Here is a 15,632-nt window from a genome sequence, read left to right as displayed (position 1 = left end):
TCCCTGACACTCTCAGTGGTCGCCTTCGGCTTTCAGGTCCCGGGACAGCAGCAGCGGACCCAGTTCATCGACGGACAGTTTTCCGGCAAGGACCGCGACGACGGCGGCCGTGATCGGCATGTCGACGCCGAGCTTTCCGGCGAGTTCGTTGACAGCCTGGCTGGACTTGATGCCTTCAGCCGTCTGCTTCATTTCGGCGGTGACCTGGTCAAGGGTCAGCCCCTTGCCGAGCAGCCTGCCGGCCGTGTGGTTTCGGGACAGGGGCGAGGAGCAGGTCGCCACGAGATCGCCCAGGCCTGCGAGCCCCGCCATGGTCCGGGCTTCGCCGCCCAGGGCGAGGGTCAGCCGTGAGGTTTCGGCCAAGCCGCGCGTGATGACGGAGGCCTTGGTGTTGTCCCCCATCTTCTTTCCTTCGCAGATTCCCACGGCCAGTGCGATCACGTTCTTGACGATGCCGCCGATTTCGACGCCGATCACGTCGCTTGTGGTGTAGGGGCGGAAGTAAGGGGCAGTGCAGCTGCGGGCGATCCAGCCTGCCGTGATCGGGTCCGTGCAGGCTACCACCGAGGCTGTTGGCTCCTCCCGTGCGATCTCCATGGCCAGGTTGGGGCCGGAAACCACGGCGACCCGGTCGGCAGGCAGGTCCAGCTCCGCACTGATGACCTCGCTCATGCGCGCATCGGTGTGGAGCTCGAGGCCCTTCATGAGGGACACCACGACGGCGCCGGGCGCCAGATGTTCTTTCCAGGCCTGCAGTTGCGGCCGCAAGGTTTGTGCCGGCACGGCCAGGATGACCAGCTCCGCGCCCGAGAGGACCTCGGAAACATCTTTCGATGCAGTGATGCTGGACGGCAGCGTGATGCCGTTCAGGTACTGCTCATTGCGGTGCAGGGTGTTGATCTGGTCCACGATTTCGGGGCGCCGTCCCCAGAGGCGGATGTCTCGTTCGACCCCGGAGGCCGTGGCGGCGTCAGCAACAACCTTGGCGAAGGTTGTACCCCAGGAACCTGCCCCCAGAACGGCCACTGTGGTGGCGGATGCTGCTCGTTCAAAGTTAACCGTCATCCGGTGCTGTCCCCAATGTTCTCGTTCGATGCGCCACCCTCTTGGATGGCTTTATCTTCGGCGCCGCCCCGTTCGACGAAACGGCCCTGTGTGGACTGGTTGTGCGCCGCCGGGTTCCACCGTTGCGCGGGCGGTTGCTCTCCACGCAGTCCTGCCAGGAGGCCGGTGATGGCGTCCATGATGGCATTCGTGGCTGCGTCGAGCGTCGCCTTGTCCAGCGGGTGGCCCTCAAACGCGCTCAGGTCCACGGGATCCCCGACCACCAGGCGGGAGGTCTTGCGGGGGAAAATGTAGAAACGTTTCGCATACCGCGGGAAGACCTCTTGGGCACCCCAATGGGCGATGGGCACGACGGGAATGCCGCTCTCCAGTGCCATCCGCGCGGCACCGGTGTGCCCTTTCATCGGCCAGAGTGCCGGGTCCCGGGTCAGGGTTCCCTCTGGGTAGATGATGATCGCCCCGCCTTCGTTCACGATCTCTTTGGCAAGTTGCAGCGAGCGGTTCGCCCCCGTCGTCGAACGTTCCACCGGGATCTGCTTGGTGGACCGCAGGACGGCGCCAAGGACCGGCACCTTGAAAAGGCCGGCCTTGGCGAGGAAATGCGGCATCCGTTTCTGGTTGTAGAGCATGTGCCCCACCACCAGCGGGTCGATTTCCGTGCAGTGGTTGGGCGCGGCGATGAAGCCCCCGGCGGGGAGCTTTTCGAGGCCTTCCCACTTCTTTCCCATGAGGAGGTTCATCACGGGCCGGATGATCCCGGCGACTGTCACGAACGTGGCGTGGCTCTTGGCCGATTCCTTCACGGGACCCCCGCTACTTGGCCGAGGTGATGTCGAAATCGGCGCCGAGGCCCGCGAGCTTCTCGGTAAAGCGCTCGTAGCCGCGGTTGATGATGTCGATACCCGTGACACGGGAGGTGCCAGTGGCGGCCAGGGCGGCAATGAGGTGGCTGAATCCGCCGCGCAGGTCCGGGACGTCGATGTCGGTGCCCTTGAGCTGCGCCGGACCGGAGATGACGGCGGAGTGCAGGAAGTTGCGCTGGCCGAAGCGGCACGGCACGCTGCCGAGGCACTCGCGGTGGACCTGGATATTGGCGCCCATGCGGATCAGTGCATCGGTGAAGCCGAACCGGTTCTCGTACACGGTCTCGTGGACAATCGAAACGCCCTCGGCCTGGGTCAGGGCGACGATGAGCGGCTGCTGCCAGTCCGTCATGAATCCGGGGTGCACGTCTGTTTCGAGGACCAGGGGGTTGAGCTTGCCGCCGCGGTGGTAGAAGCGGATGCCGTCGTCGCCGATGTCCATGCCGCCGCCGACCTTGCGGTACGTGTTCAGGAAGGTCATCATGTCGCGCTGGGTGGCGCCTTCGACAAAGATGTCGCCGCGGGTGACCAAGGCCGCGGAAGCCCAGGAGGCGGACTCGTTACGGTCCGAGAGGGCGCGGTGGTTGTAGCCGCCGAGATCCCTGACGCCTTCGATGCGGATGGTGCGGTCAGTCTGGACGCTGATGATGGCACCCATCTTCTGCAGCACCGCGATGAGGTCCACGATTTCCGGTTCGGTGGCCGCCCCGGAGAGTTCGGTGATGCCTTCTGCGCGCGTGGCGCTCAGCAGGACCTGCTCAGTGGCGCCCACGGACGGGTAGGGCAGCGCAATCTTGGCGCCCTTGAGCCCGTTGGGCGCGGAGATGTGGATGCCGCCGGGGCGCTTTTCCACGACGGCGCCGAACTGGCGCAGGACATTGAGGTGGTAATCGATCGGACGGTCGCCGATCTTGCAGCCACCCAGGTCCGGGATAAAGGCCTCGCCGATGGCGTGGATCAGCGGCCCGCACAGCAGGATCGGAATGCGCGAATCGCCGGCGTGGGCGTCGATGGCCGTACTGGACGCGGTCTTGGCGCCCTTCGGGTCAAGCGTCAGATCGCCGGTCACGGGATCCTTGTCGACCCTGACGCCGTGGAGCTGAAGCAGGCTCGTAACAACCTCAACGTCCTTGATTTCAGGGACGTTGCGCAACACCGATGGCTCGTTGCCCAAAAGGGCAGCAACCATGGCCTTGGGGACAAGATTCTTGGCCCCGCGAACGGTGACGCGGCCAGTTAGCGGGACGCCTCCGCGGATTGTCAGAACACTACTCATATACCGGTTTCCTCACGACTACTCGCCCCCAAATCCTTACAAAGGCTCCAGCTAAGCATAGGAGCATCCGTTACCGATCTGAAATACGGAGCGGTTCCAGGGGCCTCGTGTTGGCCCTTTCGGCACGGATGCGGCGGCGCGTTCGGGCCTGCGGACGTTGCATCGGGTGGGCGCTGAGGGTTTGCCGGGTGGGATCGAAGACCGGACCGACTCCTGAGAAAAGGAGAACCCTTCGAATACGATCGTGTGATGCCTCGCCTTATCGCTCCCGACGTCCGTTATCACTCCTCCTGGTTGGAAGGATATGCCGAATTTGACGGTGCGCACCGGGACGGCGCGGGTGCGGAGGACTGGCCACTGGAAGAACTCGAAGATGACCAGTCGTTCCGCCGCTTCGTCGATGCCCTCGTCAACGATGCCAGGCCGGAGAGCCCGAGGAAACCAGGGTACGTGCCCTGCACGTACCTGTGGATCGTGGACGGTGACACCTTCCTTGGCTCACTGGCCATCCGGCACGAGCTGAACGATTTCCTCCTCAACCAGGGTGGGCACATCGGCTACAGCGTGAGGCCCTCCGCCCGGCGCCGCGGCCACGCAGCTGCCGCCTTGGCCAACGCCCTGCCAATTGCCCGGGAGCTGTGCATCGCCCGGATTCTCCTCACCTGCGATGAAGATAACGCCGGTTCAAGGGCCACAATCGAAAAGAACGGTGGCGTCTACGAAGACAGCCGCAACGGCAAACGCCGCTACTGGATCGTGCCCGCCTAACCGGAAGCTCAAGTAGAAGGAACGGATCCCGGCGCCCGCGGCTTTTGGTACACACGAGTCCGACGAGCACGCATTGACGTTCCAGCTCAGTCCCAGGCACCGTTCGGCGGTCTGCTCAGGGGGTCGGATTTGCGAGTAGATTGTTCACATCCGCTGAGGGCCCGCATATCAGCGAAACGACGTGGACAAGGATCCGGATGGGCCGGCCGTACCGCATTGACACTCACCAGCACATCGTTCCGCCTGGGTATGCGCGCTGGATGCTTGAAAAGGGCATCCGCCCCGGCGGCATTGGCCTGCCGTCGTGGTCAGAGCGCTCAGCGTTGAAGTTCATGGACAGGCACGACGTGCAAACCGGCATCTTGTCCCTGTCCACTCCCGGCGTGTACTTCGGGGACGCCGCGGAGGCGCGGCGGCGGGCGCGGGAGATCAACGAATACAGTGCAGAGGTGGTCGCTGCCCGGCCTGAGCGGTTCGGGTTCTTCGCGACGCTCACGCTGCCGGACGTGCAAGGCGCCCTGGCGGAGGCCGAGTACGCCCTGGACACCCTGCTCGCGGACGGGATCGTATTGCTGGCCAACAACGCCGGCCGCTATCTGGGCGATCCTGGCTTTGAGCCTTTGCTGGAGTTCCTGCACCACCGCCGGGCCGTAGTGTTCATCCACCCCGCTGAACTGCCCGGTCCGGCGGTGCCGGGCATACCCGCCTTTGCCGCAGATTTCATGCTCGACACGACCCGCACCGCTATCAGCCTGATCCTGTCCGGTGCGATGGAAAAGTTCTCGGGAATCAGGTTCATCCTGGCCCACGCGGGCGGCTTCGTGCCTTACATCGCCTACAGGATCCTGCTGACGATGCTCAACGATAAGGACCTGGCCCTCAGTGCACTGGCGGCGCTGGGAGATAAGAAGCAGTCCATCTTGCGGCGGTTTTATTACGACGTGGCCCTATCCGCCAGCCCGGCGGCCCTGCCCAGCCTGCTCGAGGTAGCTGACCCGGGCCGCATCACATACGGAACTGACTTCCCGTTCGCACCCTCTGCGGCGATCGACGTCCTCAATATGGAGTATGAGAATTATCCGCTGGACCCCTCCGTGCGCACGGCGATAGACCGCGGCAATTCCGAGGCGCTCTTTCCCCGGCTGAGGCCTGAGCAGACTTAGTTCATATTGTGCGCGTTGCGCTCCCTGGCAGGAGGGGTTCCGGTGGAGGACGGTTGAGCCGGTGGAGCGGGCACGTACGATCCGGAGGAAAGAACCTGGTTGTCAGAGGTCCCTGAAACACTGGGTTCATGGACGGCAATCACGGGCCCGAAGTGGCTCCGGCGGGACACGGCGACACCGGCTTCGGCCGCGCCGCGGGCGATGCCGCCGCCATTCCGGGCACCGCAGAGGCAGCCGTCGCGGACGTGGCGGGCCGGCTGGCCGCCGGACCGCTGGGCTTAGGCTGTCCGCCCACGGACAGTGCCGGGATCATTGACCGGATCCGGGAACTGGAGGACTGGAAGTCCGCCGCGTCCGCGGAACAGGCCCGGCACGCCGTGGCGTTCGACCTGCTCCAACGCCGCGAACAAGCCGCCGCCGGGGTTCCGGCCAAGGAACTCGGGACCGGTGTCGGCGCGCAGATCGCCCTCGCCCGCCGCGAATCACCCGCCAGGGGCGGCCGGCTCCTGGGCCTGGCCAAAGCCCTCGTGACTGAAATGCCCCACACCCTCACCGCCCTGGAAACCGGGCAGCTGAACGAATGGCGCGCCACCCTGCTCGTGCGCGAAACCGCCTCCCTGACCGCCGCCGACCGGGCCGCCGTCGACGAGGAACTCGCGCCCGACACCGGGACGTTCGCCGGTGCCGGTGACCGGTCCCTGGTCGCCGCGGCCCGGGCCGCCGCCTACAAGGCCCTCACCGGGCACGCCCACACCCTCCGCGCCGCCGGGGACCCGAGGGCCGCGGGCAGCTCATGGCCGATGCCCTGGTCGAACGCACCACCGGCACCCCCGGCGGGATCAGCGGCGTCGAAATCCAGCTCGTCATCACCGACCGCGCCCTCTTCCATGCCGGCGCCGAACCCGCCCGGCTCCCCGGCTACGGCACCGTCCCCGCCGGCTGGACCGCCCACTCCGCACCCGGCCCCCGCCACACGCTCGAACTCACCAACCCCACCGGCCACAGCTACCAGTCCACCGCACCACCCCTGCCGGGGTCACTGCTTCGCCCACCAGCCACAGACCAGCCAGGCTCCGGGCCGGGTTCCCGCCAGCTTCACCTGATCCGGGTTCGGGCGAAGGCTCTCAAGAGCCGCAAACGCGCTGCCGTTGCGGCGGCCTAAGCGCGATGAGGGCCGGACAAGACGCGAGCACCGCACAAACACGAGTGCCGCCGTCGAGTCTTACAACTCGACGGCGGCACGTCATTGCCAGGCGCATCACTGGGCTCCGGCCCTCGGCCCGGGAGCCTCAGGTCTGGAACTCTACGACAACCGGGCGGGCAGCGTCTTGGGCTTGAAGGAAGGCCGGGTGGCCTCGTACGCGGTGATGTCGGGTTCGTGCTTCAGGGTCAGCCCGATGTCGTCCAGGCCCTCGAGGAGGCGCCACCGCGTGTAGTCATCAATCTCGAACGGCGCCACAATGTTGCCGCACTGCACGGTCTTGGACACGAGGTCCACCGTCACCTCGGTGCCCGGGGCGTTTTCAAGTTCTTTCCAAATGAGCTCGATGTCATCCTGGGCGACTTCGGCGGCAAGCAGGCCCTGCTTGCCGGAGTTGCCCCGGAAGATGTCGGCAAAGCGCGAGGACAGGACCGTCTTGAAGCCGAAGTCCTTCAGCGCCCAGACGGCGTGCTCGCGGGAGGAACCGGTGCCAAAATCGGGACCGGCCACCAGAACGGATCCTGCATTGAACGGCGCCTGGTTCAGGATGAAGGACGGGTCCTTGCGCCACGCGGCGAAGAGCGCGTCCTCAAAGCCGGTGCGCGTGATGCGCTTGAGGTACACGGCGGGGATGATCTGGTCCGTGTCGACGTTGCTCTGGCGCAGCGGGACACCGATTCCGGTGTGAGTGGTGAACTTTTCCATGGCGGATCCTTCGGGACTGTGTGGATCGAAACTGTATGGATCGAGGCTGTGTGGAGCGAGGCTTCGGATCTGGGCGGGAACTGCGCGGCGGAGACTACGCGGCGCCGACTCGGACCGCCGCGGACTCCGGAGCAGGGTCCAGATCCGACGGCGAACTGAGGGTGCCTCGGACCGCCGTCGCCGCAGCGACCACGGGCGAGACGAGGTGGGTGCGGCCGCCCTTGCCCTGGCGCCCCTCGAAGTTCCGGTTGGATGTGGAGGCGCAGCGCTCCCCCACCTCCAGCTGGTCCGGGTTCATGCCCAGGCACATGGAGCAGCCGGCGAAGCGCCACTCGGCCCCGAAGTCCTTGAAGACCTTGTCCAGGCCCTCAGCCTCAGCCTCAAGCCGGACGCGGGCGGAGCCGGGCACCACCAGCATGCGCACGGCCGGGTCCTTGGTCCGGCCCCGGATGATGTCGGCGGCGGCCCGGAGGTCCTCCATCCGGGAGTTCGTGCAGGAGCCCAGGAACACCGTGTCCACCCGGATGTCCTTCATCGGGGTGCCGGCCTCAAGCCCCATGTACTGCAGGGCGCGTTCGGCGGCGGCCTTGGCGTTCTCATCGCCGAAGTCATCGGGCGAGGGCACCTTTGCGGACAGCGACACGCCCTGGCCCGGGTTGGTTCCCCACGTCACGAACGGTTCCAGGGTGTCGGCATCGAGATCCACCTCGACGTCGAACGCTGCGTCGTCGTCGGTGTGCAGCGTGTTCCAGTATTCGACGGCGGCATCCCAGTCGGCGCCCTCGGGCGCATGCGGGCGGCCGTGCATGTAGTCGTACGTGGTCTGGTCCGGAGCCACCAGCCCGGCGCGGGCGCCGGCCTCGATGGACATATTGCAGATGGTCATCCGGGCCTCCATGGACAGCGCACGGATGGCGGAGCCGCGGTATTCCAGCACGTAGCCCTGCCCGCCGCCGGTGCCGATCTTGGCGATGACGGCCAGGATGATGTCCTTGGCGCTCACGCCGGGGCGCAGCGTGCCCTCAACATTGATCGCCATGGTCTTGAACGGCTTCAGGGACAGCGTCTGGGTGGCCATGACGTGCTCCACCTCGGAGGTGCCGATGCCCATGGCGAGCGCTCCAAAGGCGCCGTGGGTTGAGGTGTGCGAGTCGCCGCAGACCACGGTCATGCCGGGCTGCGTGAGGCCCAGCTGGGGGCCCACCACGTGCACGATTCCCTGCTCGGCGTCGCCGAGGGAGTGCAGGCGGACGCCAAACTCCTGGCAGTTGTTGCGAAGGGTCTGGATCTGGGTCCGGCTGGTGAGATCGGCAATTGGCTTGTCGATATCCAGCGTGGGAGTGTTGTGGTCCTCGGTGGCGATGGTGAGGTCCGGGCGGCGCAGCTTGCGGCCGGCGAGCCGCAGACCTTCAAAGGCCTGCGGCGACGTCACCTCGTGCACCAGGTGGAGGTCAATGAAGAGGAGATCCGGCTGGGCGTTGACTCCTTCGCCGTCCCCCTTGCGCACAACGTGCGCGTCCCAGACCTTCTCGGCCAGTGTCTTTGCCACGGCCTGCTCCCTTCACTGCGGTAAGTATTGTGCGTTCCGACGGACTATCTCTTCCACTGAACCAGCACAGCCAAGTAATACGCCAGCGCGTTGACTTGCATCTCAGATAATGAGACGTCAATATCATTACATGGACAATTCTAGTGGAGTCGGTGTCATCGATAAAGCGGCCCATGTGCTTGACGCACTTGAGGCCGGCCCCACCACCCTGGCGCAGCTGGTGGCGGCCACGGGACTGGCCCGGCCCACCGTGCACCGGCTGGCTCTCGCCCTGGTGCACCACAGGCTCGTGAGCCGCGATATCCAGGGCCGCTTCGTGCTCGGGAGCCGTCTGGTGGAACTGGCCTCCGCCGCTGGCGAGGACCGCCTCATCGCCTCCGCCGGCCCCGTGCTCATGCAGCTGCGCGACGCCACCGGCGAAAGCGCCCAGATCTTCCGCCGCCAGGGCGACTGGCGCGTCTGCGTGGCCTCCGCCGAACGCCCGATCGGGCTGCGCGACACCATCCCCGTCGGCACCCAGCTGTCCATGAAGGCCGGCTCCGCCGCCCAAGTGCTGCTGGCGTGGGAGGACCATGACCGCCTCCTGGAAGGCCTCCAGTCCGCCCGCTTCACCCCCACCGTCCTGGCCGGAGTACGACGCCGGGGCTGGGGCCAGAGCCTCGGCGAACGCGAGCCCGGTGTCGCCTCCGTTTCCGCCCCCGTCCGCGGGCCGTCCGGCCGCGTGATTGCCGCGGTGTCCATCTCCGGCCCGATCGAGCGCCTGACCCGCCAACCGGGGCGCCTGCACGCCGAAGTGGTCTGCAACGCCGGCCGTGTCCTGACGGAAGCGCTGCGCAAGACCAACGACTAAGTATGCTGTGCCCATGAACAGCTATGCGGTCTTTCTGCGGGGCATCAACGTGGGCGGCATCAATATCAAGATGGCCGATCTCAAGAACGCCCTGAAGTCCCGGCCATTTTCGGGTGTCGTGACCCTGTTGGCCAGCGGCAACGTCGTGCTGGCCAGCGAGCTGGATCCGGCCGGCGTCAAAAAGGAATTCGAGGCGTGCCTGCGGGAAACCTTCGGCTACGACGCCTGGGTAGTTGTGCTCACCGCGGGCCGTGTGACAGCCCTGGTCGACGCGTGCCCCTACCCGGCCGACGACGCGTCCACCCATACGTACCTGACGCTCGCCTCTGATGAAGAGGTCCTCTCGGAGCTGCTCGAGGCAGGCAGGGCCTTGGACAGGGCCGAGCTCACCCGGCTGGGCCCGGAAGCCCTGGCCTGGCTCGCCCCCGCCGGCGGCACTCTGGACAGCCCTTTCAGCAAGCTCTCCTCGAAGGCGAAGTACAAGGCTGCCACCACCACACGCAACCTCCGCACCATGATCAAGGTCCGCGACGCCGCGGCCGGGATTTAGGCAAGCCACATCCGGCCGGCCGCGCACGGACGGCTCACTGCCGACCCGCGGCGGCCTTCAGCGTGGCAGTGAACTTCGCCAGGCGGCTGACCTCACGTTCCACGGGCACCACGACAAGTTCCCCCGCGACGGCGGCGACGGCGGCTGTCAGTCGCTTCCGTGCCACGGCACTGCGTGACGCTGCCGCAGCTCTGGAGATGAACCGCGCCCCAATCGCCAGGACGATGCCCAGCAGCAGTCCCCCGGCGATCATCACGGTAGGAACCGGCCAGCCCTGGACCCGTGGGACCTCGGGCACGGGCAGTTGCAGGTAGCCGAGCGCAGCCAGTACTCCCAGCCACGCGAACCCGGCCAGGGCCGTTACCAAGGCGAGCCACTGAACCGCATTGAACCCACCCCACCACCAGGACTTCGTGCCAGCGGACAACTCTGTGGAGGCAATTGCCTGGTCCAGGGCATCCGGCAGCCGGTCGTTTGCTTCCCGGGCGGCGCCGCGGATGGCCGCCCGCCACGGGCCAGGGGCACCTGCGGACGCCGCCTCAGCGAATTCCCGGACGGCGGCATCGGTCCGCGCCTGTTCCGGCGCCCCGGCAGGAGGCAGCGAGGTCCGGTTCAGCTCAGGTATGGCGCCCTCGCGGCGCAAGTTCAGACGTCGCAGCGGATCCGGCCGGAACCTTGCCAGCCAGCGGGTCACCGGCCAGCCCGTGCGCCGGGTTGCCTCCAGCCGGTAGGACCGGGCGACGGCGTCGACCACCAACGGCACATTGGCGGCCACAGCCAACTCCCCCGCCAGCCGGGCCTTGGACGCGGCCGTCGCACCGGCGGCCGTCCCGCCACCCGCGGCCGTCGTGCCGCCCGCGGGCAGGCCGGACGCCTCGGCAAGCCGGGCGGCGGCCAGCGTGACATCTGCCGCGAGTCGCTGTGACATCGCTTTACGCTGCATCGCCACCTGCCGGATCGCGGTGCGCACCTTGTCCACCCCCGTCCCCAATACGGCGGAAGCCCCGAGGACCTGAACTTTGTCCAGCCCGTCCTGCGCCAGGATAGCTGTGAGGGATTCCAGGACCGGCCGGACCTCGTGCTCCGGGAGCCTGTCGATCTGGTTGAGCACCACGATCGTCACGGCCCCGTGCGAGGACAGCGGGGCCAGGAAATCGTTGTGCACGGCGGCGTCGGCATATTTCTGCGGATCGAGGACCCAGACGAGGACGTCCACGAGGCCCACCATCCGCTGCACAATCTCCCGGTTGGCGGCCCTGGTCGAGTCAAAGTCCGGCAGGTCCAGAAGGATCAGCCCGGTGTCGTCGTCGGCGAACCCTTTGATCGGCGCCGCAGCGTGGCGCTTTCGGACCTCCAGCCAATCCAGCAGCGCATCGCTGCCTTGGACGCCCCAAATGCCCGCCAGCGGCTCGGTGGTGGTCGGCCTGCGCACGGCCGCCGTCGCGATCTCCTCGCCGCTTACCGCATTGAAGAGCGATGACTTGCCGCTGCCTGTGGCTCCAAAAAACCCAACCACCGTGTGCTCTCCGGACAGCGACCGCCGCGAACTCGCGCGGTCGAGCACCTGCAGGACACCGGCCAGGGTCTCCTCCGGGAGGACTCCGGATGCGAGCTCTGTGGCGCTGTTGAGCGCTTCCAGTCTGCGATCGAGCTGGGACGCCTCGCGGGCGGCGCCATGACGGCTCATGACGTGGCCGCCAGCCGGCGCAGTGCCGCCGCATGGCCGGCAATGGCTGAGGGCGGCACGCCGCCGTCGACCTCGAGCCGGGTCAAGAACCGCTGGCACTCCGCCGCCAGCAGGCTCTGGCACCGCAGATGCAGGTCTTCGCGCGCGGTCCGGGCGAGCCGGCGGACGGCGTCCTCCCCGAATACTGCCTCCAGGAGGCGCTGACCCACGACGGCGGTGCCGCCGGCGACCCCGATCTCAAGCCCGGTCAGGCCCGCGGTCATGGAGAACACCACAATCATCAGGGCAGCGCCGAGGCCGTTGATGCCGAAAGACAACCAGCGGGCCTGGGTGCGCTTGCCCTGGCCTTCGGTGCGGATAAGTTCCATCAGGCTCCCCTGCCAAGCGCGGATTTCGGCCGCCACAGCGTCCGCGAAGCCCTCGGAGGCACCGGAAACATCGTCGGTGCCCAGCACCTGCCTGCCGGCGGGGTCTGAACGCCACCGCTGGTCGGTGTGCTCGGCGGCCTTGGCGGCTTGATCGACAATCACCGCCTGCAGTCCCGTTTCGATCGCGGTTTCCACCCTGACTGCAGGCGCCGGTTCACCCCGGACGAACGCGCCCACGCGGTCACGGAAGCGTCCGATGTTCTGTTCCATGGCGCGGAAGAACTCCCCGGTCCCGACGAAGTCCTGCCAGCGTGCCAGCACTTCGCCGCGCAGCAATGCGCCGTCGCGGGTGGCGTCGAGGATCCTGGCCACGGCGTCGTCATAGGCGTTGCGGGCGTCGGCTGCGAGAACATCGGCTGCGTGCTGCTGTTCGGACAGCGCCTGCTCCGCCGCGTCGACGCGGTGGGCGAGGGCGAGGAGGGTGCCGTTGAGGGTGCGACGGGCTATTCCGGCCCGTCCCGCGGCGTCCCCTGCCAGCTTCCCGAGCCAAACGCGCAGCGGCCCGACGGCCTCTGCCGGAAGCATCCCTGCGGCATCCAGCGGCAGCTCCGGCACCACGAACAATTGGGCGGCCCCCAGCCCTTCCCGGCTGAGCATGGCCTGCAGATCGGCGCTAACTTCCGCTTCCGCGGCTGGCGGCACCCGGTCCAGGACCACGGCCACCATGATGTCGCGGGAGGCCGCATCCAGGAGCAGGCGCCAGGGCACGGCGTCGGCATACCGGTTGGCTGTGGTGACAAACACCCAGAGGTCCGCGGCGGCAAGCAACTGCCCGGCCAGCCGCCGGTTGTTCTCGGAAACGGAGTCGACGTCGGGCGCGTCGACCACGGCGATTCCGGGCGGGACCGCGGAGTCGGAGACCAGGACCAGGGAAGTCACCGGGCCGGGATCCAACGCCGCATCAGCCGGGGCCTGCGCCCGGCCGTCCACGAGGGCACCCCGGATGCGGCCCAGGGCCGGCAGCACCCGCTGGCCCTCAAACCAGGCGGCGTCGGCGGGATGGTGGAGCAGGATGGGCTGGCGGGTGGTGGGGCGGATCGCACCGGCCCGCGTGACGGGGTGGCCCACCAGGGCGTTGACCAGGGTGGATTTTCCGGCCCCGGTGGAACCGCCCACCACGGCCAGCAGGGGCGCATCGAGGCTGCGGTACCGGGGCAGGATGTAGTCATCGAGTTGAGCCACGGCCCTTCGAAGGTCCAGGCGCGTTTGGTCCGTCCCGGGCAGGGCGAGCGGCAGCCGGAGGGCCGCGAGGTCCTGCCGCACTGCCTCCAGAAGGGCCACGCCGGTTGCGGCCCCGGGGCCGGTTTCATGGGAGCTCACTGCATCATCATGCCAGTTCAGAACGTGGTTCCTGCGGGGGCGCCGCTGCGCGGAACCAAAGCGCATGCGCAGCGCTTAGCGGGACCCGGCGCGCCCGGCAATACCCCGGCGGACGAGTCGCGCCTGGAAGCCCAGCCAATCCGGGAAACGAAAAACGGCCCCGGGCTGATGCCCGGGACCGTTTTCATTGTGACCCCAGCGGGATTCGAACCCGCGTTACCGCCGTGAGAGGGCAGCGTACTAGGCCGCTATACGATGGGGCCGCGTACTTCCTGAACAGCACTTCTGCCATTCAAGCCAAATGATTGTTTCATACATTTGGCCGCCGTTTCAAATCGGACCAGCCGATTCAAAACTTCCGAATTTCAGCGGAAACCCGCGGAACTTCAGAGCTGGGATACCAGGACTCGAACCTAGAATGACGGTACCAGAAACCGTAGTGTTGCCAATTACACCATATCCCAAAGGCACTTTCGCTCCGGATGTTTGGGCCTAAACCCTCGCTCCCGGCGCCTCAGCACGAGTAATTACTTTACCCGAGAGTTTTCACTTCCACAAATCGGGCGTAAGACGGCGGGATCGGGCCGCCGGGGCGGGCCGCGCGCGGCGCCGATGGCGGCAATACCCGCGCCAGCCCCTGCCAATCCGGCGGAAACACGTTTACGCTCGGTAAGTTACCAACGAGTAACCACCCCTCCCCCACTCCGCTGCGGGCAGCTTTGCGCTCATTTTCCGGTGTTAGCTGCGTCACAGCTGCTGGGGTGGCCGTCAGCGGAGCCGCTGCCGGCGGGAACGTCGAGAGGAATCATGTGCCACAGAGTCGTGCCGCTATCAGCAAGACCCGGACCCGTGAGCAGCAACTCGCCATCGCCACCCTGGCGTTGCTGCTCATTGCCCTGCTGGGGTTCTATACCCTCGTCACGGGCCGCATCACGGACGGTTCGGCCAAGCTCAGGGACGGGGCCGCCCAGGCGTCCGCCGGAGCCGGCCAGCTGGACAACGGCGCCGGGAAACTCGCCAACGGCGCCAGCCTGGCCGATACCGGGGCTGGAAAACTTTCCGCGGGGGCGGAAAAGATCTCCTCGGGCATCAGCACCAAGCTGGCACCCGGGGCGGACAAGCTCCAGGCCGGTGCCGGCAAGTTGGCCGAAGGTGCCGTCAGGATCGAAGCCGATGACACCAGCAAGCTGGCCCCCGGCGTCTACAAAGTCGACGACGGTGCGCAGACGCTCGCGGCGGGGGCCGTACAGCTTTCGGCCGCGCTGACGCCGACGCCGGCGGGCAACGCAGAGAACAACCTCGCCGACGGGGCCACCCGTCTCGACGGCGGCGCCGCCCAGCTGGCCGGCGGCACCGCCGCGCTGGCAGGCGGCACGGACCAGCTCAAGGGCTACCGCGGTGCCAACGGCAATCCGGAGGCCGGAACCGGGACCGCGGCCCTGGCTCAGGCGCTGGAACTGCTGGAGGCGGCGGCAGATGACCCGGTCAAGGGGCTCGTTCCGCTTTCCGTGGTGAAGGACAAGATCGCCAAGATCACCGCGGGCGCGCACAAGCTCGACGCCGGTGCCAGCCAGCTGCAGGCCGGCGCGCAGCGGCTGCAGGCCGGCGCGGGCCAGCTGAACGCAGGAACGGGCAAGCTCAAGGCCGGCTTCGCGACGCTGGCCGCGAAGCTCAACAGCCAGGACCCCGGCAGCCCGGGCGTGGTGCTGGGCACCCGGCTCCTGGCCGACGGCACGTCCAGGATCCGGGTCGGGATGGACGGGGTCCCCGGCGACCCCGAGCACCCGGGCCTGCTCAAGGCCGCCGCCCGGATGACCGAGGGCAGCTCGCGCCTGGCCGACGGAACCGTGGCCCTGAACGCCGGCATCCAGGGCAATCCGGCCGATCCTGCCAACCCCGGCCTGCTGGGCGGCTCCCAGGCCCTGGCCTCCGGGGCCTCAGAACTCTCGGCCGGCAGCACCAAGCTGGCGTCCGGCTCCTCGCAGCTGGCCACGGGGGCGGACAAGCTCGCGGACGGCAACGCCCGGATTGCCGATGGCACCGGCACACTGTATTCCGGAGCTGCCGCGGTGTCGCCCACCAGCTTGCTCCGGCAGTCCGACGCCGCCACAGCACTGGGACTCGTCGCAATGCTGGCCCTTGGCGCCGTTGGCGCCTTCCTGGCGCTGCGGAAGAGGCAGGCCGGATAACGGTAGCTTCCGGTGCCG

The 15,632-nt window shown here is 67.5% G+C and carries 12 protein-coding genes, 2 tRNA genes and 1 pseudogene; 6 read left to right on the top strand and 9 right to left on the bottom strand.

Annotation, left to right across the window (positions count from 1 at the left end; all coding sequences use genetic code 11):
* Positions 1–12: 12 nt before the first annotated feature.
* Genes ARTB_RS00155 through murA form a run of 3 tightly spaced genes read right to left on the bottom strand, consistent with a single transcriptional unit; the run spans position 13 to position 3,204 of the window.
* On the bottom strand, positions 13–1,065 hold the full coding sequence (locus ARTB_RS00155; RefSeq protein WP_243177124.1) for an NAD(P)H-dependent glycerol-3-phosphate dehydrogenase: 1,053 nt from the start codon (positions 1,063–1,065) through the stop codon (positions 13–15).
* Positions 1,062–1,868 (bottom strand): lysophospholipid acyltransferase family protein, encoded by an 807-nt coding sequence (locus tag ARTB_RS00150; protein ID WP_243177123.1) that lies wholly within the window; start codon positions 1,866–1,868, stop codon positions 1,062–1,064. Before ARTB_RS00150 ends, ARTB_RS00155 begins: the two co-directional genes overlap by 4 nt.
* A gap of 10 nt (positions 1,869–1,878) precedes the next feature.
* A complete protein-coding gene (murA, locus tag ARTB_RS00145) occupies positions 1,879–3,204 on the bottom strand; it encodes a UDP-N-acetylglucosamine 1-carboxyvinyltransferase (RefSeq protein WP_028278332.1) in 1,326 nt (441 codons plus the stop codon).
* A 249-nt stretch (positions 3,205–3,453) separates the two neighbouring features.
* Between murA and ARTB_RS00140 the strand changes: the two genes are divergently transcribed.
* From ARTB_RS00140 to ARTB_RS00130, 3 genes and pseudogenes are all read left to right on the top strand, one after another.
* Entirely contained in the window at positions 3,454–3,972 is a 519-nt protein-coding gene (locus ARTB_RS00140) for a GNAT family N-acetyltransferase (RefSeq protein WP_243177122.1), read from the top strand.
* A gap of 197 nt (positions 3,973–4,169) precedes the next feature.
* Entirely contained in the window at positions 4,170–5,135 is a 966-nt protein-coding gene (locus ARTB_RS00135; RefSeq protein WP_243177121.1) for an amidohydrolase family protein, read from the top strand.
* Between the two features lie 128 nt (positions 5,136–5,263).
* Positions 5,264–6,078 (top strand): annotated as a pseudogene (locus ARTB_RS00130) (HNH endonuclease); the annotation flags it as partial.
* Between the two features lie 360 nt (positions 6,079–6,438).
* Here ARTB_RS00130 and leuD read toward each other — a convergent pair.
* Both leuD and leuC read right to left on the bottom strand, forming a co-directional pair.
* On the bottom strand, positions 6,439–7,041 hold the full coding sequence (gene leuD / locus ARTB_RS00125) for a 3-isopropylmalate dehydratase small subunit (protein ID WP_018773513.1): 603 nt from the start codon (positions 7,039–7,041) through the stop codon (positions 6,439–6,441).
* Positions 7,042–7,135: 94 nt separating this feature from the next.
* On the bottom strand, positions 7,136–8,590 hold the full coding sequence (gene leuC, locus ARTB_RS00120) for a 3-isopropylmalate dehydratase large subunit (protein ID WP_243177120.1): 1,455 nt from the start codon (positions 8,588–8,590) through the stop codon (positions 7,136–7,138).
* Positions 8,591–8,720: 130 nt separating this feature from the next.
* Here leuC and ARTB_RS00115 point away from each other — a divergent pair, with 130 nt between their 5' ends.
* Both ARTB_RS00115 and ARTB_RS00110 read left to right on the top strand, forming a co-directional pair.
* Complete coding sequence (locus ARTB_RS00115) at positions 8,721–9,440, top strand: IclR family transcriptional regulator (protein WP_026266447.1); 720 nt, start codon at positions 8,721–8,723, stop codon at positions 9,438–9,440.
* A 13-nt stretch (positions 9,441–9,453) separates the two neighbouring features.
* A complete protein-coding gene (locus ARTB_RS00110) occupies positions 9,454–9,990 on the top strand; it encodes a DUF1697 domain-containing protein (protein ID WP_243177119.1) in 537 nt (178 codons plus the stop codon).
* A gap of 34 nt (positions 9,991–10,024) precedes the next feature.
* Here the strand turns inward: ARTB_RS00110 and ARTB_RS00105 are convergent, their stop codons facing one another.
* From ARTB_RS00105 to ARTB_RS00090, 4 genes are all read right to left on the bottom strand, one after another.
* On the bottom strand, positions 10,025–11,677 hold the full coding sequence (locus ARTB_RS00105) for a GTPase (RefSeq protein ID WP_243177118.1): 1,653 nt from the start codon (positions 11,675–11,677) through the stop codon (positions 10,025–10,027).
* A complete protein-coding gene (locus ARTB_RS00100) occupies positions 11,674–13,446 on the bottom strand; it encodes a dynamin family protein (protein ID WP_279293874.1) in 1,773 nt (590 codons plus the stop codon). The genes ARTB_RS00105 and ARTB_RS00100 overlap by 4 nt, the downstream gene beginning before the upstream one ends.
* A 169-nt stretch (positions 13,447–13,615) precedes the next feature.
* Positions 13,616–13,688: transfer RNA gene (locus ARTB_RS00095), tRNA-Glu, on the bottom strand.
* A gap of 129 nt (positions 13,689–13,817) precedes the next feature.
* Positions 13,818–13,889 (bottom strand) — tRNA-Gln (locus ARTB_RS00090).
* Between the two features lie 345 nt (positions 13,890–14,234).
* Here ARTB_RS00090 and ARTB_RS00085 point away from each other — a divergent pair.
* Positions 14,235–15,614: a hypothetical protein gene (locus ARTB_RS00085; RefSeq protein WP_243177116.1), complete on the top strand. Its 1,380-nt coding sequence runs from the start codon at positions 14,235–14,237 to the stop codon at positions 15,612–15,614.
* Positions 15,615–15,632 lie beyond the last annotated feature (18 nt).

Origin of the sequence: Arthrobacter humicola, from assembly GCF_022803015.1 — a bacterium.
GTDB classification, from domain to species: Bacteria; Actinomycetota; Actinomycetes; order Actinomycetales; family Micrococcaceae; genus Arthrobacter; species Arthrobacter humicola_A.
This window is presented reverse-complemented; position numbering and strand designations above follow the sequence as displayed.

Bases quoted from the DNA above. Each gene is read 5' to 3' on its own strand.
- ARTB_RS00135 (WP_243177121.1), top strand. From the start codon at position 4,170: ATGGGCCGGCCGTACCGCATTGACACTCACCAGCACATCGTTCCGCCT.
- ARTB_RS00140 (WP_243177122.1), top strand. From the start codon at position 3,454: ATGCCTCGCCTTATCGCTCCCGACGTCCGTTATCACTCCTCCTGGTTG.
- ARTB_RS00105 (WP_243177118.1), bottom strand. From the start codon at position 11,677: ATGAGCCGTCATGGCGCCGCCCGCGAGGCGTCCCAGCTCGATCGCAGA.
- murA (WP_028278332.1), bottom strand. From the start codon at position 3,204: ATGAGTAGTGTTCTGACAATCCGCGGAGGCGTCCCGCTAACTGGCCGC.
- ARTB_RS00155 (WP_243177124.1), bottom strand. From the start codon at position 1,065: ATGACGGTTAACTTTGAACGAGCAGCATCCGCCACCACAGTGGCCGTT.
- leuD (WP_018773513.1), bottom strand. From the start codon at position 7,041: ATGGAAAAGTTCACCACTCACACCGGAATCGGTGTCCCGCTGCGCCAG.
- ARTB_RS00115 (WP_026266447.1), top strand. From the start codon at position 8,721: ATGGACAATTCTAGTGGAGTCGGTGTCATCGATAAAGCGGCCCATGTG.
- ARTB_RS00110 (WP_243177119.1), top strand. From the start codon at position 9,454: ATGAACAGCTATGCGGTCTTTCTGCGGGGCATCAACGTGGGCGGCATC.